The following is a 17,837-nucleotide window of genomic DNA, read 5'->3' as shown; positions in this document are numbered from 1 at the left end:
CCGTTACTGGAACGCTTCGGGGGTTGGCGGCCTCTCTCCCCAGCGTCTTCCGAGTGGGATCTTCTTTTGCGGGCGACAGAGGGGATTTCTGCCGAGAAGGTGAGGCATATTCCCGCTATTCTTTATCACCGAGCCGGTGCGGGAGAGTCGATAGAAATTTCCGACCCCATCCGATCACAAGAGCAAAGGGAAATCCTCTCCCAAGCACTTTACCGGAGAAAGATCTCTGCGCGCCTGCACGAGAAAAGACCTGGGCTTTTTCAAGTTCATGTCCGGCCAGAGCTTCCCCTGCCTCCGGTGGGGGTCATCATCCCCACGCGGGATCGCAAGGATCTTCTGGAGCAATGCCTGGAAGGGCTTTGGGTCAAAACGGATTATCCGGGGCTTACCGTGCTCGTGATTGACAATGGGTCAAAGGATCCGGAAACCCTTCGGTTTCTTTCGCTCCTGCGGGCAAAACAAAGGATTTTTGTTTTGAGGAAAGACGAGCCGTTTCACTATTCTCGCCTTTGTAACGCGGGGGCTGCATGGCTTCCGCACCCAATACTCCTTTTCTGTAATAATGATGTCGTACCCCGGGAGCCGGGCTGGCTTCGGGAGCTCGTTGGCCATGCGGTTCGTCCAGAAGTGGGGGTGGTAGGACCGAAGCTCCTCTATCCGAACGGAACGGTTCAGCATGCGGGGTTTATTCTGTCTCCGGAAGGGGGTTTCCATCTATTTCGCCATTTGGACGCTAGCGAGCCCGGCTACATGGGGAGGGCATTTCTATGGCAATCGTTCTCGGCGTTAACGGGAGCCTGCTGGGTGGTCCGGAGATCTCTTTACTGGAAATTGGGGGGAATGGACGAGGAACATTTTCCGGTTACCTGCGGGGACATTGACTTCTGTCTCCGTGCGCTGGTGGCAGGGTATCGCAATGTTTGGGTCCCCACGGCGGTTTTGGAGCATCCGGAGCTTTCCAGCCGGGGGCCGGATGACACTCCAGAACGCCGGTACCGGCGCTTTTGTGAAGTGAAAGCTCTTGAGGAACGGTGGGGCCATCTTTTAGCCGAGGACCCTGCTTTCCATCCTCATCTGGCCACCGACTGCGAGATTCCGGCCTTGGCTTTTCCCCCAAAGAAATTGCCTCCGTGGATAGCGGCCGAGGAGCGTACCCAGGCGTTAAGCCAGGTGGGTTCTAAGGCCTTACGAAAAAGCAAAGGGCCTGTCCAGCCCAGTAGCTTGGGCGGGCAAGAAGAGGATCTCCCAAAAAAGGGGAGGCGCCAGGCTTTTCAAGATAGGAAAGGAAGTTGGCTCGTTTCTCATAAAGAAGCCTCTTTGGCTGTAAAGCCGGAAACTCCATTCTTCCAGAAACAAGACTTTTCCTACTTACCATCCCTTGACGTCATCTACTTTCACGATCACCTGCAGAGAGAGCTCCTGCGTTCCCAGGCCCAAGTTCTTGTAGGACGTCCGACTGCAAGCCCCTGGGATCCAAGAGTCTTTTTCCCCCAGGATCATCTTGACCTGCCTCTTTGTATTACCTTCGGGAGGAAAGGGAACTGGAGGGAATTCGCTTCCTGGGGATGGAAAGAACCGCAGGGTGAAGACTTTTGCGGTACTTTTACGGTGGCTCAACTTCTTCTGCCACTCCCTAGCCCGTGCCCTAACCTGAGGCTCTTCGCTAGATTGGAGCTCCAAGACAAGGATGGGTCCTTTGCGATGCCGCTCCAGGTGATGGCAAATGGAAAGATCGTTGCGCTCTGGTGGCTACGGGACCCCCAGGTATTCTCTTGTGTCCTTCGTTCGTGCTGGCTTGCGGGTTCGCATTGGATGAGATTGGTCCTTGCGTTTTCGGATGTTCCCCGTACTGGGCACTCCCATGGGATCTCGGAACCGCGGGCCAACTGCTATTCCTTGGAGTTACGGGAGGAAAAAAACTCCTTGTATCTTTTTTTGGAAGCGGATGTCAAGCAAGAGTTCGGCGTGCTTTAGCCGTCGTGCGTAACCCCAAGAACGATTGTATCGAACGGCTGGAAAGGCGGGGACAAAGGTAGTCGTTGCCATGAAAAGTGGCGAGGATCGAGGGCAGCCGTAGAAAATAGGCAGGCAAAAGAAAAAGCGGTTCCTGTGAAGGGTTGGGGGGCGAGGCGGGCTAAGGGAAGGAAGAGGGGTTGTCGGGAGGAAATGTTAGCTGCCTGGACCCTGGGGGTTGGTCTTGGCCGGTTCCCAACATTTCGCGGGGCCATGGGAAAAACCAGGGGGAAAACGAGACCCCAGAGCTTAGCTTGCGTATTTCCTTTGTTTCGGAGAATAGGAAGAATGGCCAAAGAGCATTGGAGAAATCACCGTTTCAAGAAAGTTTATCGATTACGACCCGTTTTACGGTAAAAGGGTTCTTATCATGAGGGTTGTCGTTGCCGCAGTACAGGTTCCTTTCATCCAAGGAGGTGCAGAAGCTCATGCTCTTGGTCTTTGCCAGGCCTTAACTCAAGCAGGCCATGAAGTGGAGATGGTCCGCATTCCCTTTAAGTGGTATCCGCCCGAACGGATTTTGGAGCATGCGCTGGCGTGCCGGCTTTTAGATCTTTCGGAAAGTAACGGTGTGCGAATCGATCGTTTGATTGCCCTTAAGTTTCCAGCCTATCTCTTACCGCACCCGAATAAAATTATTTGGCTCCTTCACCAACACAGAAGTGCGTATGAGCTATGGGATGCCCCTTGGGGAAGCGACTTAATGAATCGGCCTTGTGGGCTGAGTGTCCGGCAGGCGATTTGGGAGGCGGATCGAGCAGGGCTCCGCGAAGCGCAGTCAATCTATGCCAACTCGAGCCGGGTGGCGGAACGGTTGTGGCACTACTGTCGCATCCCTGCGCGGGTCCTCTATCATCCTCCGCCCGAGGCTGAAACGTTCTACTGGCAACAACCCGAGCCCTTCTTTTTCTATCCAAGCCGGTTAACTCCGATCAAGCGGCAGGAACTGGTGGTAGAAGCCCTCTCCTTTTGCCGGCACCCCGTTCGGGTTGTCTTTTGCGGTGCGCCGGATAATCCGGCTTACGAGAAGGAGCTTGAGCAAAAGGTTCTCTCCCTGCGAATGAGCGATCGCGCGCACTTTCTTGGGAGAGTTACGGAGGAAAAAAAGCGGCAGTTGTATGCCTCTTGCCTCGGCGTGATTTTCCCTCCCTTCGATGAAGATTACGGCTATGTGACGCTGGAGGCCATGCTAAGTTCAAAACCCGTGATCACATGCCGGGATTCGGGGGGGCCGCTTGAACTGGTTCGTGATGGGGAAACGGGGTTTGTCGTAGAACCCACTCCCGAGGGTTTGGCCGTAGCCATGGACCGATTGTGGGAAGATCCTGCACTTGCCTGTAAACTGGGGCGAGCTGGGCGGCAGTTTTACGACACGCTCGATATCAGCTGGGAAAAGGTCGTGGCAGAACTCACCCAACCATGAGAGTCCACTGGTTTTCTCCCCTGCCCCCGGAAAAGTCAGGAATTGCTCTGGATTATGTTCCCAGCTTGGTAGAACCTCTCTCCCACTTGGCTGAGCTTTGCCTGTGGCACCCCACAGGGACCACCTCCCAACCGCTACCTCGAGGGGTTCGGTTAGAGCGATGGACGGGTAAAGAATGGAGAACGTTGCACCAGGCAGATGCGGTTGTCTTTTGCCTCGGGAACGATGCGCGGTTTCATCATTGGATTTGGGAGGTTCTTGGGCAAACGACGGGCTTGGTCATCCTGCACGATTGTTGTCTCTTTGATCTTTTCTGGGGGTACTTCCATAGAAAGGGAGACTTTGGGGGGTTTGCTTTGGCTTTATCGCGATACTATGGCCTTAAGGATGCTACAACTCTTAGTTCCCTGTGGAAGGGGGCTAATCGGGAGCAAGCTCGCCGGTACTCTTTTACGGAACTGGTCTTGGAAAAGGCGCACGGGGCGATCGTTCATACTCAAGAGGCGTGGCAGGAAGTTTGCGAGCGTGGTCTCTGCCCTGTCTGGAACCTCCCGCTTCCCTATCGATCCCGAAGGAGTAAAGGGAAGGAGATCAGACAAAGGAGACGTCCCGCGCTCCCCCTGCGCCTTATTTCCTTTGGGCTGTGGGGTCCCCATCGCCGGTTATTGCCTTTTTTAGAGGCCTTGGCCAGCTTTCCGGATCGGCATTGTTTCCGTTACGACGTTCTAGGCCCGATCCCTCCTGATTGGAATCTTGAAAAGAGGGTGGAGGAACTAGGTCTTACCGACGTTGTTTCGATCTATGGCTGGGTAGCCGAAGACACCCTAGATGCTCTTTTATCGAAAGCGGACCTTGCTGTTAACCTCAGGTATCCTTCCATGGGGGAAGCATCCGGAAGCCAGCTGCGAATTTGGGAGCACGCCTTGCCTACTCTGGCGATTCGGGACGGGTGGTTTGAGACGGTACCTACCGAACTTGGGCTTTGGATACGTCCAGATCACGAGACAGAAGATATCCACCGGAGCCTCTCTTTTGCTCTCGAAAATCCTAAGGCTCTCCAAGCCATGGGAGAAGCGGCCTACACATATCTTTGCCGCCATCACGATCCGGCACGGTACGCACGCAGGCTCTTGGAGATCCTCCAGGAAGCAGAGGTTTACCACTCACTTCCGGTGTGGAGGAGTCTTTCTCGCCGTGTGGCCGAGGAACTAGCCCGGTGGAAAGAGGATGACGAAGATTGGCTTCCCCCTGAGTTTCTTATCGAAAAGATCGCCCAAGAGCTTGCCCGGTTTGCTGGCTGCACCACGCCATTGGCACCCTCCGATTCCCGCCAGTAACCTTGTGCCGAAAGTGAGCCGGAAGAGTTACTTCTTCGGTGCTTCTGGCCCACGGAGGTAGGGGTTGCCAACGGCTAGAAAAAATAGCGACATACAAGGTTCTGTATCGGAGTAGATCTACATGAAGTTCAGTGCGTGGGCCAAGCGGCAGGGCGTTGGCTACAAGACGGCTTGGCGCATGTGGAAGGAAGGGCGTTGGCCTTTTCCCGCAGAATAGTTGCGGACCGGGACGGTAATCGTGCATGCGGTGGCGGCATCATTGGATGGCGTGGCGCTCTTACGCGCGGGTGCACAAGCGCCGGTGAAAAGAGCGGATTGAGAGAGGACAACTGGCTTGGGTCCTCCGAGTTGGCTCTTAAGCAAAGAGTTGCCGATCGTCAAGGCCGCCAAGGAGGTCGGCTCCGGGATGAACGGGCGTCGCAGCGGGCTCGTTGGGTAGGTCTCTGATCCCGAAGGTTGGCGTCATCCTGGTGGAGCACCGCGATCGGCTGATGCGTTTCGCTTGGAGTAGCGGGAAACGGGATTGGCTGCGCAGCGTCGATCAACCCTGGTGGTGGACCCCAATGACAGGGACCGACAATATCGTGTGCGACCTGCATGAGGAGATCGTTTCCTTGGTGCCAGGCTTTACGAGAAGAAATCCATGCACAAGGGCACCCAAGAAGGCGGTCGGGGCCATTCATGAGTAAGCTCCCGATTTTCACATATGAGGCTTGACGCTAACAGCGGAAGACTTTTCGCGTCTGGACGCCTATACCGCGCTCTTACGGGCGGGAGGGAGCGGAGTTTTTCTGCCGGACGCAGGCCGGAGTTTTGCTTAAGAAGCTTAAGCGATCCTTCCTGCGGCAGTGTGGCATTACCGTGCGAGAGTTTCATGCGCTCCGAGTCCCGAGCTCGAAGGAAAGATCGCTTGGATCGGGGAAAGGTGGCCGGAGCTCATTGAGGAAGTCAAGGAGGGGGTCCGGAGAGCACAGAGGGTGATCCGCAAGCTCAAGGAAAAGAAGGCGGGATCGAACGTTTTTTTCAACGGAACAAGCGGCAGCTAGCCATCCTGTGGACCAAGCTTAACGCGCTCTTGGCCCATCGGAAGTCGCGAGCGGGTGCGTCTCTCTTTTGGTTGCCGCCGCCTCTTCCCGTAAAGAGTTTTCCTTGGAAGAAAACGTGTACTCCAACCATCCAGACTGGAAGAGGGATTGGCAGGCGCAAGCCGAGAAGCCGGTTCTTTGTACTGGGCTTAAAAAAACAAGACCGCCGGCACCCAGTCGTCCTGCCAAGCCACGGTATTCCCGGATGGCAGCCCGAGGGCTGCCGTTGCTGCCTGACGGATGGGGGAGCCCGAGCCAACACCTCGTTGTTGAGGGCGTGCGCTTCGCTTACGGCTAGCGTAACTTCCTCAGGTTTTTTGACCTTAGTAGATGCAAGTCAAGGATGTATGGGAAAACTTGTAGGGTCGATATATAAATCACCTGTGAATCACTGCTTTTGGATAGGAAAACGGTATATGTTGACAGTCGTAGGACATGTATGTCCAGGAGGTCCGTACCCGATCGCAACGGGAAGGTCTGTGGGCGAGTTGGGGGCTCGGCAATCCTACCGCGCGGCGAAAAAGGTGAAGAGAAGGGATTGGGCCCATGGGAGGCGGCTCCCGGTTGAAAAGCAGGACGTTATTCGCGCAAGCTTAAAAAGGCAGAAGTTTGTCCTCCATGGAGGGCTTCCAGGTGGGGGGAGGCGTTCGATGATGGGGGGTTAGGGGTACGGGAAGAGGTGTCGCAAAGCTGGGGTCTAGAGGAAGTGCTTGCAGGGGCTGAGAAGGGAGCGGAAGCGGCGGTTCGTGAAAGTGATCTCTTTTGGGGGCGGATGTGTTTTTCCCTCTTTCGCGGTGTGCGTTGCAGGAGAAAGCAAGCGGCACCGTTTTAGTGGAACTATGCGGCGACTCCAGGCAAAGGAGTTCGAGGAAAAGGAGCTATACCGGGCGAGGGATGGGTTAAAAGGGGGTTTGGAGCTGGGTAGGAAAAGAAACTCTATCGCGAGGATCCCCTTACGGGGAACGAGTCTTGTGCTTTCTGATCTTTCCCATGTGTCCTTTGAGGGGGGTAGGGCCGTTGGGACTGGGCCGTTATTTATGGACACAGCCGGGATCACCGAGGGGATTGGCGCTAGGTCCTTCTTCTCGATTGCGACGCATGCTCAAGGATTTCCGGTTTTCTTGCGAAGATTTTGTGAGGAAAACCGGGCGGATTTGAAAACTCTTGTGAGGTTGCTCGTGCCGCTCCAACGACGGTTGCGGATCCAAGAAAAAACCTTGGTTTTTGATGGAGGAAGGGAAAAGCCCGGGGAACTTGGAGCCGCTCAAAGGAGAGGGGGACCTCCGGATGTCACTTGGGCCAAAAGAGGCCGAGCTCTAAGAGCGATGCTCGGGATCTTCCCAAAAGATCGGCAGCTTTGGCTTACCGACCGGCGTTAAGTCATGGAGGTGGAAGGCATTGGGGTTCGGTCTATGATTGCCGGAAAAAATCCCCTAGGCCTCCTGGGATTGGGTCCGGCGGGAAAGCCGGGGGCTTCTCCCAAGGAGGTGTGTAGCCGAGATTCCCAAAACGATCGGGCAAAAAGTGGATCCGCTCAAACTGGGGAGCCCGGTCGGTGGGGCCGTTCTCTTGCCTCCAAGCCCAGAAATCCTTTGGAGTAAAGGGTCGAGCCTCGCGGCCGCTTCTCGTGGAGACAGAAAGAGAGGAGAGGATGCAAGGAGAGGAAGCGATCGATCGATAGTATCTCCTGCAGCCCCTCTCTCCCCCGCCGGAAGCTCTGCCCCCGGCGAGGCCGTCACTCATTCTCAGCGACTTGCCGAGGTCTGAATCGGCCTTTCCCCAGCTCAAGAGCTTCCTGGAAGTCTGTCCGGTGGATCACTCTTGGGCGGCGAGCCGAGTCTGGAATTCCATCCCGAGCTTTTTCCTGGCCTACGGGCTCACCGCACGCCTCCCAAGCCGAATGGATCCCGAAAGGCTTCCAGAAAGAAGCCCGCTAAACCTTTCGTTGCCTTGAAGCGATCCCGCGCGCGGGCTTTGTCCGAAGGCAAATTGTAAATTGCCGAATCCTTTGCGAAATATCCAAAGAAGGAAACGAGCTACTCCCAAAACTGGGCCTGCTTCCTCTTTTTTCTCAGCGGACCCAAGTGGATCACGTAGGTAGGAGGAAAGCATTCAGTCGCGCGGCTACAGTAAGTTACCCTCCAACAGTGTGGAAGGTAAGCTAAGAGGTGATCGTCGAGGCACTGGCGGCCAGCAGGATCGTGACCGGGACCACCAACGGAGGGAAACTCGTCCGGAAGCGGGAGGGATCCGCGGTGAGCTACCGCTTCGTGCGGAACCGAAAAGGGGCGGTGGGTGTTGGCGAGCATCGAGGCGCAACCTCTTTCCTTGGCGAAACGCCGTCTTGGGGGAGCGGTCGGCATTGACTGGAACGAGGATCATCTCGCCTTGGCCGAAACGGATCGCTTTGGCAATCTTGTGAGAATGCGCTGGATCGGGGTGAATCTCGATGGTAAGAGCGAGCAAGAGGCCAAAGCGATTTTTGGGGATGCCTGGAAAGAGATCGCCCGGGCCTGTGCTGAATCGGGCAAGTCGCTTGTGATCGAATGGTTGGATCTTCGCAAGGGGAAGCTCGAGCTCGAGTCGGTGGATCTGGTTGGGGCTCGCTCTCTTCCTTCGCCTGCGCCAAGGCGATCGCAATTGCTCAAGGCGGCTTTTTTTCGCACGGCAGTCGAGGTGATTCAATTCGACCTGGCCTACACGTCTGTGATGGGTGCGGCCAACGACGCGCGCCGTCATGGCACAGGTTTTTCCCACGGCGGGGCCTTGTGCCCTTGCCCGGAGAGGATTGGGTCTCTCCGAACGCCCATCCGTGCCCACCCGCAACGGGGGGGCCATGTCACCTGTGCCCTACCCGCAAGCAATCAGACGAGGCATGTATGGTCGTTTCTATGGCGGGGGTTCGGGGGCGACTCAAAGCGGCGCAAGCATCGCATGCCCAGTCGGGAGGCGATCGGCTGCCTCCCCGGGCTCTGTCTCTCAAAAACGGGCACATTGGCGCTACCTGGGCTTTGTTGGGGAAACCCAGGCAGGCGAATCGTGGCACCGCTGTTCGGCCGACGTTCGGGGCGATCTTCCCGAGTAGGGGAGTGCTTGTCTATGGTTTTACGAAGGGCGGAATCTCGCAAATGCTTTTTGGGTCGTCCTTAAGCAGGGGTAAGTCAGTGGGTGAATCCGCTTGTAACTGCAAGTGGTTTCGGAGCTGGTTGACGGCAGGATTTTCGCCAAAGTCGAGCTTGGGATGGTGAGGGAGCGGGACAGGAACGATCATCCGGGCGTTTCCTGCGGTGTGCGCAAGGAGGCATTTCGTAGCGAAAGACTTTTACGCCCAGCTCGCTCCGGCTGGTTGAGGTCCAAGCGCAAAAGGGAAGACCCCACACCGTGGGGTCTTCCCGTTTTTTGATCAAGTTTTGGCGAATTGTGGGCGGAAAAACTTTTTGAGACGAACATCGGCGGCCTGCCTAGCTGCTTACTGGTGGCTAATCTGACCCACCGTACCGGCTTGGATCGTGCCAAGATTGGTAAAGTTGTCGTTCTGGTAAGCAATCTCGATGGTTCCCAGGGGTTCAGCCTGTATCACGCCCGCGAGCGACAATTGGAATGCGTGACCGGCAAAGACAATGATATTTCCCCCTAGACCTCCGCCAGTTCCGTTGGCAAAGAAATGGGCCGGTCCCAGAAGGGTGCTGCACCTGACGTCGACGGTTGCATAGAGATTAATGTTTCCGCCTGCTCCCACGGATGCATGGCTTGAGGCATCCAGGGTAGAAGTTGTAAGGAGATTGTGCCAGGCTACCTCAATGTTTTGTGCCGAAATATCCATCTGTCCGCCCGCTAGATTCCCCTGCTGGGCGGAGAGAATCGTGTTTCCTTGGATCTGAACGTCATTCGCATTGGTGACGCTCAAAAGGTGGATGTTTCCGAGCGTTGTGCCATTGATGGTAGGCAGGGTGAGAGCAAGCCCGATATCCACCGTGCCTCCTGCACTGGAGGCAATGCCGATATAGGGCGCTGAAATGGCGGCTCCTCCCCCTGTGGGAGTACCCAGTGTCACGCCATTTCCCACTAGGACAACGTGCTGGGAAGCAACCATCTTGGCCCCGTCAAGCACGGTGATCCCGTCTCCCCAGCCGGCAAGATGGACCACGCTAGAGGGGAACCCGTTGAGGAAGTCCGAATCCGAAACGTCTAAGGTGCTGATCGCAAAAGCTGCGGTTGCAATGACCGCGTTCGATCCTAGGGTGACTCCCGCCGTGTTGAGGATATAAACGCGGCCATTCGCCGTAAGAGTTCCGTTGATGATGCTTCCCGACCCACTTACGTCTCGGTTGAGAGCTGCCGACAGGGGTGTGGGTTGTGCAAAGGCCACGGTGTCGCTGGGAGAAAAATCAAACCCAGCCTGCCACCGGATATGGTTCGCAGGGTAGACTGAGTGATGGTGAGGGTCGAACCGGAAACGTTAAAGGAAGCGGAACCCGCGGTTACCGACGGGTTAGAGGGCATGGCCCATGCCGAACCTACCCCTCCTAGGCAGGAGATCCCCGCGATTACCAGGATCCACCAAAAGGGCCCCGGCTTCCGAGAGCTTGCTTAAACCGATCCTTCCAATGACATGATGTTATCTTCTTTCCTCGTAGTGAGTGTAGTGTCCGGATTACTCCTCCTCGCACGGGCGAGGGAAAAACCTTTTTTCCATCTCCCCCTTCTTAGGGGGAACACAACTCCAAGTCAGCGCTTTGATAGCAGGTTTCAGGCGACTCTTTGCCGACCCTGCAATAGGATCCTCCTTGGGTGGAAGACCGCGGGTCACACAAAGGCTTTTGGTCATCGAGCAGAAACTCTTTTTGGCTAACCCATGGCGATTTTCTCTTGGAGCACAATGGGTGTGTGGATCAAGCCTAGATCACCGGTTGGTTGAAGAGAATGCCAATGCAAGCGATCGCGAGCGAAGCTCCGCAATGGTTACCCATTTTCCTCTTTTAAACTTTTTGTCCGGGACGACTTGAGGGCTCTTTTCTTGCATTTTGTCACGACTAGGGATAGGGACTAAACGGATGGCCTTTTCTCTTTTAGGATTTTTGCCTCAACACCCCTTGGAGCTATGGAGGATTTTTCCCGGTGGCTTCTTTTTTTCTTTCTCGGGGCTTTGATGACCCTAGGTGCTTGGGGCAAAAACGCGAGTGCTTCGACAGGTCTATCTTCTTCCGAGCAAGCCCGTCCCAATATCGTATTTCTTTTGGCGGATGATCTTCGTTGGGACGCCTTGGGGTGTATGGGCAATCGGATCGTCCGGACCCCTTGCCTCGACGCTCTGGCGCAGCGCGGGGTCCTTTTTGAAAGTCACTTTTGTGCCACCTCCATTTGTCCTGTAAGTCGAGCTTCCATTTTTCTGGGTCAATACGAGCGCTGTCACAGAATCTTCGATTTCGCCATTTCTTTTTCTCCAAAGGTTTGGAGCAACGCGTACCCCGTGCTGTTACGGAAGCATGGGTATCGAACGGGATTCATCGGCAAGTTTGGGGTGGGCGAGTTTTTGCCGGCTGGTGATTTTGATTATTGGGATGGTTTTGGCGGCCAGGGGAGGTACTTTGAACCTGGGGTCCCGGACCATCTTACGGAGCGCCAGGCGCGTTCTGCAATCCGCTTTCTTCGATCCAGTGTGGGGAAAGAACCGTTTTGCCTGTCTGTGAGTTTCAAGGCCCCTCATGCGCAGGATGGCGCGCGGCGAGAATTTCCTCCCGACCCCAGGGATGAAACGTTGTACCAGGATGTGGAGATTCCGCCGCCCTCGACGGGCGATCCGGATCATTTTCGCCGGCTTCCCCATTGCGTGCAGGACTCGGAAGGTCGTTTTCTGTGGGAAGGGCGCTTTTCCGATCCCGATCAATACCAGAAAACCGTGAGGGATTATTACCGGTTGGTGACGGGGTTGGATCGAGCGGTAGGAGAAATCTGGCGTGCTGTCGAAGAGCTTGGGCTTGGGAACCGGACGATCCTTGTGTTTTCTTCCGATAACGGTCTTCTTCTGGGGGAACACGGGCTAGCGGGAAAGTGGTTGATGTACGAGCCATCCATTCGTGTTCCGCTTCTGGTTTATGACCCGCGACTTCCTCCCGGTCTTCGGGGTCGCAGGATAGCTGCCATGACTCTTAATGTTGACCTAGCACCCACTTTTTTGGATTGGGCCGGAACCGATATCCCTGGCGAGATACAGGGGAAAAGCTTGCGGCCGTTGATCGAAGGAAAAAGAGTGCCCTGGCGAACGGAATGGTTCTACGAAAATCATTACACAGCCGGAGGCCGGATTCCGGAAGTGGAGGGGATACGAACGGAACAGTGGAAGTACATTCGCTATCCACAAACCCCGGAAAAGGAGGAAGAACTTTACTGTGTAGCGCGCGATCCAAACGAAGAAAAGAATCTTGCTCGGGATCCTAGCTTTCGACGGATTCTGCGCCGGCTCCAAAGACAAGTTCAATGGTGGAAACAGAAGCTTTCTTGTGAGGAACCGGCTGGGTCGACGCAGAATACCAAGCAGAGCCCTTCACGCGCTTTGGGAGAAGGGAACGAGCTCGTAACGGCTCCGTAGAAAACTCCCAGATGTGGAATAGATCCTCTGGCGACGGATAGCCTTTGGCCGTCAAAGCGCGATTGCAAAGGCAGGCAGAAGACCTGGCTTTTTCTGTCCGAAACTCTGCCCCAGTCCGAGGCACTAAGCAAGATCCGGTTCGGCCGGGCGCCGGGCCAGGATCCGTGGCTGGCGATTGGCCAGCCATTCGGCGAGTCCCCAGAAAATGAAACGCCGACAAGCTCCAAAACCAAACCCGGACGGAGGGATGTGTTTCGGTTGGGAACAGGGGACGAGAAAGCTAATCCGCAAGGGTTGCCAATAGCTAAAAATATAATAGCGACACATAAGGGTATTCACCGCAACATGTCCTCATGAAGTTACCTGTGTGGGGCAGGCGGCAGGGTGTTTGTTACAAGACGGCTTGGCGGATCTGGAAGGAGGGGCGTTTGCCTTTTCCCACAGAATCGGCGCCGACCGGGACGGTAATCGTGTATGCGGAGGCGGAGCGGCCTCATGGCGTGGACCTCTACGCTCGGGTGTCCAGCGCCGTTGAACAAGCGGATGGAGAGAGGGCAATTGGCTTGGGTTCTCCAAGTTGGCTCTCAAGGAAACCGCTGGGGATCGTCAAGGCCATCAAGGAGGTCGGCTCTAAGATGGACGGCCATCGCAGAGGGCTCATTGGCCTGCTGCGTGATCCGAAGGTTGGCGTCATTCTGGTTGAGCACCGCGACCGGCTGATGCGTTTCGGTTTCGAGTAGCGGAAAGCGGGATTGGCCGCGCAGAGTCGATTCATCCTGATGGTGGATCCGCATGAGAGGACCGATGGTATCGTGCGCGGCCTGCATGAGGTCATTGTTTTGGTGTGCGCCAGGGTTTACCGGAAGAGATCCGCGCAGGACCGTGCCAAGAAGGCGTCGCAACCATTCATGGGTAAGATCCCAATATTCAGATGTCAAACACGTTTGACGCGCACACCGGAAGAGGTTTGGCGTCTGGACGCCCATGCGGCGCTCTACGGGTGGGCGGGAGCGGAGTTTTTTCTGCCAGATGGAGGCTGGGGTTTCGCTCAAAGAAGCTTTCAGCGATCCTTTCTGCGGCGGTTTGGCGTCACCGCGCGAGAGTTCCATGCGCTCCGGGTCCCGAGCTCGAAGGAAAGATCGCTTGGATCGCCGAGAGGCGGCCGGCTGATTGTGGAAGGTGGGAGCGCATCGGGAGAGCGGAAACGGTGATCCGCAAGCTCGAGGAAAACAAGCCGGGATCGAACGTTTTGCACGAGAAAAAGCGGCAGCTGGCCATACTGTGGAGGGACCAGGCTTGACGCACTCCTGGCCCAAGAGAAGTCCCGAGTGGGTGGGCCTCTATTTCGGCTGCCGCCGCCTCTTCCCGCAAAGAGTTTTTCCTTCGAAGAACACCGATACGCCAACCATGCGGACGGGATGAGGGATCGGCAGGCGGAGCGAACGAGCCCGTTCTGTGTGGTCGGGTCGAAGGACGAGACCGCTGGTGACCAGTCCTGCCAACCCGTAGTCGCCCGGGACGGCAGCCCATTGGCTCCAGTTGCGGCTGCCGGACGGGTGGGGGAGTCCGACCCAAAACCTAGTTCTTAGGGGCGTGCGCTTCGCCTACGGCCGGCAGGCGAACCTCCGGGCGCTCGCCGTCGGCCGGATCGTCACCGGGACAAACAAGAGGAGGACAGTCGTCCGGGAGCGGGAGGGATCAGCGGTAAGCTACGGCTTCCTGCGGGACCGGAAGAGGCAGCACGCGTTCGCCAGCGCCGAGGCGCAAACCCGTTTCCTTGGTGACACCCTGCCTTGCCAGAGCGGTCGGGATTGACCTGAACGAGGATCATCGCGCCTTAGCCGAAACGGACCGCTTTGGCAATCTGGTGGAGATCCGTCGGACCCGACGGAATCTCTATGGCAAGAGGGAGAAAGAGGCCAAAGCGATTTTTGCTCGTGCGCGGACAGAGATCACCCGGACGTAGCACCGAATCGGCCAAGGAGCTTGTGATCGAACGATTGGATCTTCGGAAGAGGAAGGCTCGAGCCGGAGTCGGTGGATCCCGCTCGGGCCCGCTCGCTCTCTTCCTTCGCTTACGCTAAGCCTTTTTGGGGGCTACTCAAAGAAGAAAACACCGAAGGGGATTGACCGTTACCGGGTCCTCTCGCTCAGAAAAAAAGCGTTTGCAAGAAGCAAACTCAGATGGGAAAAATCTTGGCGAACGGAAAGAAAGCGAGGGAACGGTTGGGCGGAAGAAAAGCGTACCGTTTTGGTCAGCTTCGAGCAGGCCAACGGCAGCAATCCAAGGCCTGGTATCCGTGCCTGGATGCTGGAGCGTTCCAAGATAGACTTCGGCAGGAGCTCCGACGAACCCTAAACGGAATTCTTTGGGGGCCGTGGGGTGGGCGTTCCTCTGCAAGCAAGCTTCTGGTGGACCTCCAGGAAGTTTCTTTTCCAATGAGGATTACTTTTGGGAGGGAAGGGAATTGGGGGAAGTTTGCCTGCTCGGGTTGGCAGCTTGCAGGCTGGGAAAGCTTCTGCTGTTTCTTTGAGTGCGCCGAGCTTTTGTTTCCCCTCCCTGGCTCTTTGCTGGAACCCGTTCTTTTGGAAGCCAAGATGACATTACCCGATCAGACGCTAGGGCGCTCCTGGGAGGTCCTTGTGAGAGCTAATGGAAGAGTCTTAGGCGTGTGGAGGATTGGGGAAGCTAGCATCGATTGGTGCTGGCTTTTTCCCTGATATCTTAGGGGTTGCGATGCGTTGGGGCTTGAATTTTCCTTGGTTTGCCCTGGCAGGTCTCCTGCCGAGGGGCAGCATCCGCTGGGAAGATGTTACTACGTCGAACTGAAAGGGGGTAGGCTCGTGGTGAATGCAGCTTCGGTGTGGGAAAGAGAACTCGGCCGGGCAGCGGCGACCATTGCGGCGGCGGAGCGATGGCCAAAGGCGCTGCGGGGTTTGGCCCGGAACCAGGGCCGGCTCAATCATATCTTTTACTATCTTTTCGTTCTTCTCGGGCAGGAAGCGGCCCGGAATCGGGAAGAGAGGGAGAGGCTCCAAATCCAGTTACAGGATCTTAACGAGAAGATTTCCGCTCTGGCATCTACCCTGGAGGGCTTGGAATTGCGGCTTTCCCTCTGGGAAGGGGATCATCCCAAAGGAGAGGGAGCGGAAAAGAGAGAGCCAAAAGCCCTTGAGCCAAGTAACCCTATGGTGGAAAAGGAGTGTGCCAGGATTTGGTCGGAAATCGCCCAGCATCGGAGGGAACTGGTTCGATTAGAAAGCCGGCTGCGAGAGCTTGGGAACCGGGTTGCCAGGGGTTCGGATCGAAACGTGGCAAGAATTTGAGCGGACCCGGTAAAAGCGAGGTCCTCTCGTGGTGCAATCTCTGGCTAGGACTCGGTATGGAGATACTGGAAGGGTGCGGAGGTGCGGCTCCCTTGCTGCCAAAGGGGGAAAGCGGGGATCGTTGTAAGAATAGAGCCAGTATGGGAGTGCCTGGGAATGTATCCTGGATGCAAATCACTTTCTCCGTGGGGAGGCCTCTTTTCTATACGATCTTCTTCCCAAGGGATCCTCAATGCCACTCTGGCGTGAGTCCCCTCGCTCGATTTTGGACAAGATCGGGTTTGCCATCGTCCTCTAGCTTACCTTCCTCACGTTTTTGACCTTTGTAGTCGCAAATCAGAGGCTTATGGGAACGTGTGTAGGGTGTATGACTGGATAGGTATTGAACAGCCATCTCTTCATAAGCAAATGGAAGCTCTTGTAAGCTGTAGGCATGTATCTTCAGGAGCTCCGTACTGATCGCAACGGGCAGGTGTACTGGCACGGGGCCAATGGGAGCCGGCTCCCGGTCGAAACGCAGGAGGTTGTTCGCACAGACTGGAAAGGGCAGAAGCTTGTACCCTTGGAGGGCTTGCGGGTGAGGGAGGCATGAGATGATGGGGGTAGTCGTACGGGAAGATGTGTCGCGAAGGTGGCGTCCAGAGCAAATGCTTGCAGGGGTGAGAAGGGAGCGGAAGCGGCGGTTGGGTAAAGCGATCGCTTTGGGGGCAGATTCTTTTTGCCTCTTCGAAGTGTGCGTTGCGGAAGGAAGCAAGGGGGACCCTTTCGGGGGAACGCTGTGGGGCAGAGGATGGAGGACAAAGGGACTTGGAAGGAGAACGAGCTCTACCTCCGCGATGGATGGGTGAAACGGGGGTTAGAACTAGGTGGAAAAGAAGCTCTATCGCGAGGGTCGCCTTCGGGGAGCGAATCTTGTGCTGTATGATCTTTCCCGTGTGTACTTTGAGGGGCGCGCCGGGGGGACTCGCCCTTTATGGAAAGAGCCGGAATTACCTAGGGGTGGCGCCAAGTGCTTCTTCTTACTTGTCACGTAGGCTTAAGGAGTCCCGATCATTGGCAGGGTTTTGCGGGGAAACCGGGCGGATCCGAAGACCCCTGTGAGGTTGCTCGTAGTACTCCAACGACGTGGAGGATCCAAGAAAGAACTTTTGTTTTTGGTGGAGAAAGGAAAAAGCGGTCGAACTTGGAGGCGCTTGAAGGAAGGAGGACTTGGGTTTGTCGCTTGAGCCTAGAGAGGCCAAGCTCCAAGAGCTTGTCTTGCGATCTTCCTAAAAGATCGGCAGCTTTGCCTTACCGACTGGGGCTAGGTGATGGAGGTGGGAGGCAATGGGTTTGATAGGTGATTGCCGGAAAAAAAATGGCCTAGGCCTTAAGCGATCGGGCCCCGCGGGAAAGCGGGGTGGCTTCTTCCAAGGAGGTATTGGCCGAGATTCCCAAAACGATCGCGAAAAAAGCCAATCCGGTCACACTGGGGTATCCGGTCCGTTGGGGCATTCTTTTGCCTCCAAGCCCATCAATCCTTTGGAGTACGGGGTCGACCCTGAGGGCCGCTTGTGGTGGAAACGTAACGAGAGAAGCGGATCCCTAAAAGAAGCGATCGATGGCTGCTGCCTCCTGGAGCCCATCTCTTCCCGGCGGAAGCTTCCCCTGGAGATCTCATCACTGATTGTAAGCGACTCGCCGAGGTTTGAATCGGGCTTTCCCCTGCTCAAAAGCTGCCTGGAAGTCCTTCCCGTGGATCACTGCCGGGCGGTGAGCCCAGTGTGCGCAATCCCATTGGGATCTTTTTCCTGGCCTACGGGCTCATCGCTCGCCTCTCAAGCCCAATGGATCTCGAAAGGCTTCCACAGAAGAAATCCCTCAAACCCTTCGTTGCCTTTTAAGCGATCCGCGTAGGGTGGCTTTTATCCGAAGGCAAATGTGAGCGCCCAATACTTTTGCCAAATCCCTAAAGAAGGAAACGAGCCACTCCAAAAACTGGGCTAGCTTCCTCTTTTTTCTCTCGGGCCCAAGTGGATCACCTAGGCGGGACGAAACCATTCACTCGTTCGGCTACAGTAACT

At 56.1% G+C, this 17,837-nt stretch carries 16 protein-coding genes; 13 read left to right on the top strand and 3 right to left on the bottom strand.

The features are described 5' to 3' along the window. The 6 genes from KK925_RS06000 to KK925_RS05975 all read left to right on the top strand — a co-directional run. A partial coding sequence (locus KK925_RS06000; protein ID WP_174583333.1) for a glycosyltransferase family 2 protein occupies nucleotides 1-1,974 on the top strand: 1,974 nt, incomplete at its 5' end. Between the two features lie 409 nt (nucleotides 1,975-2,383). Then, complete coding sequence (locus KK925_RS05995) at nucleotides 2,384-3,436, top strand: glycosyltransferase family 4 protein (RefSeq protein ID WP_174583332.1); 1,053 nt, start codon at nucleotides 2,384-2,386, stop codon at nucleotides 3,434-3,436. Then, nucleotides 3,433-4,773: a glycosyltransferase family protein gene (locus tag KK925_RS05990; RefSeq protein WP_174583331.1), complete on the top strand. Its 1,341-nt coding sequence runs from the start codon at nucleotides 3,433-3,435 to the stop codon at nucleotides 4,771-4,773. The genes KK925_RS05995 and KK925_RS05990 overlap by 4 nt, the downstream gene beginning before the upstream one ends. Nucleotides 4,774-5,264: 491 nt before the next feature. Beyond that, entirely contained in the window at nucleotides 5,265-5,462 is a 198-nt protein-coding gene (locus KK925_RS05985) for a hypothetical protein (RefSeq protein WP_174583330.1), read from the top strand. A gap of 1,235 nt (nucleotides 5,463-6,697) precedes the next feature. Continuing rightward, nucleotides 6,698-7,237 carry a hypothetical protein gene (locus KK925_RS05980; protein ID WP_174583329.1) on the top strand — a complete coding sequence of 180 codons (540 nt, stop codon included), beginning with the start codon at nucleotides 6,698-6,700 and terminating at the stop codon, nucleotides 7,235-7,237. Nucleotides 7,238-8,153: 916 nt separating this feature from the next. After that, the gene (locus KK925_RS05975) at nucleotides 8,154-9,008 is read left to right on the top strand and encodes a hypothetical protein (protein WP_174583328.1); all 855 of its coding nucleotides are present in this window, start codon (nucleotides 8,154-8,156) and stop codon (nucleotides 9,006-9,008) included. A gap of 319 nt (nucleotides 9,009-9,327) precedes the next feature. Here the strand turns inward: KK925_RS05975 and KK925_RS05970 are convergent, their stop codons facing one another. Next, a complete protein-coding gene (locus KK925_RS05970) occupies nucleotides 9,328-10,269 on the bottom strand; it encodes a two-partner secretion domain-containing protein (protein WP_174583334.1) in 942 nt (313 codons plus the stop codon). Nucleotides 10,270-10,293: 24 nt separating this feature from the next. Between KK925_RS05970 and KK925_RS05965 the strand changes: the two genes are divergently transcribed. From KK925_RS05965 to KK925_RS05955, 3 genes are all read left to right on the top strand, one after another. Further along, on the top strand, nucleotides 10,294-10,452 hold the full coding sequence (locus KK925_RS05965) for a hypothetical protein (RefSeq protein WP_214096346.1): 159 nt from the start codon (nucleotides 10,294-10,296) through the stop codon (nucleotides 10,450-10,452). A gap of 193 nt (nucleotides 10,453-10,645) precedes the next feature. After that, a complete protein-coding gene (locus KK925_RS05960) occupies nucleotides 10,646-10,864 on the top strand; it encodes a hypothetical protein (protein WP_174583327.1) in 219 nt (72 codons plus the stop codon). A gap of 95 nt (nucleotides 10,865-10,959) precedes the next feature. Further along, entirely contained in the window at nucleotides 10,960-12,447 is a 1,488-nt protein-coding gene (locus KK925_RS05955; RefSeq protein ID WP_174583326.1) for a sulfatase family protein, read from the top strand. Nucleotides 12,448-12,570: 123 nt separating this feature from the next. Here KK925_RS05955 and KK925_RS05950 read toward each other — a convergent pair whose 3' ends face one another. Beyond that, the gene (locus tag KK925_RS05950; RefSeq protein ID WP_174583325.1) at nucleotides 12,571-12,786 is read right to left on the bottom strand and encodes a hypothetical protein; all 216 of its coding nucleotides are present in this window, start codon (nucleotides 12,784-12,786) and stop codon (nucleotides 12,571-12,573) included. Nucleotides 12,787-13,031: 245 nt separating this feature from the next. Further along, nucleotides 13,032-13,433: a hypothetical protein gene (locus tag KK925_RS05945; protein ID WP_174583324.1), complete on the bottom strand. Its 402-nt coding sequence runs from the start codon at nucleotides 13,431-13,433 to the stop codon at nucleotides 13,032-13,034. Between the two features lie 791 nt (nucleotides 13,434-14,224). Between KK925_RS05945 and KK925_RS05940 the strand changes: the two genes are divergently transcribed. The 4 genes from KK925_RS05940 (at nucleotide 14,225) to KK925_RS05925 (ending at nucleotide 16,366) form a co-directional block, all read left to right on the top strand. Continuing rightward, nucleotides 14,225-14,413 carry a hypothetical protein gene (locus KK925_RS05940; RefSeq protein ID WP_174583323.1) on the top strand — a complete coding sequence of 63 codons (189 nt, stop codon included), beginning with the start codon at nucleotides 14,225-14,227 and terminating at the stop codon, nucleotides 14,411-14,413. 218 nt (nucleotides 14,414-14,631) lie between these two features. Then, complete coding sequence (locus tag KK925_RS05935; protein WP_174583322.1) at nucleotides 14,632-15,168, top strand: hypothetical protein; 537 nt, start codon at nucleotides 14,632-14,634, stop codon at nucleotides 15,166-15,168. A gap of 123 nt (nucleotides 15,169-15,291) precedes the next feature. Then, entirely contained in the window at nucleotides 15,292-15,774 is a 483-nt protein-coding gene (locus KK925_RS05930; protein WP_174583321.1) for a hypothetical protein, read from the top strand. 433 nt (nucleotides 15,775-16,207) lie between these two features. Beyond that, entirely contained in the window at nucleotides 16,208-16,366 is a 159-nt protein-coding gene (locus KK925_RS05925; RefSeq protein WP_174583320.1) for a hypothetical protein, read from the top strand. The last annotated feature ends 1,471 nt before the right edge of the window (nucleotides 16,367-17,837 follow it).

The organism is Candidatus Methylacidithermus pantelleriae, from assembly GCF_905250085.1.
In the GTDB taxonomy this organism is placed as follows: Bacteria; Verrucomicrobiota; Verrucomicrobiia; order Methylacidiphilales; family Methylacidiphilaceae; genus Methylacidithermus; species Methylacidithermus pantelleriae.
Note: the sequence above shows the minus strand (reverse complement) of the source record. Positions and strands in the feature narration are given on the sequence as shown.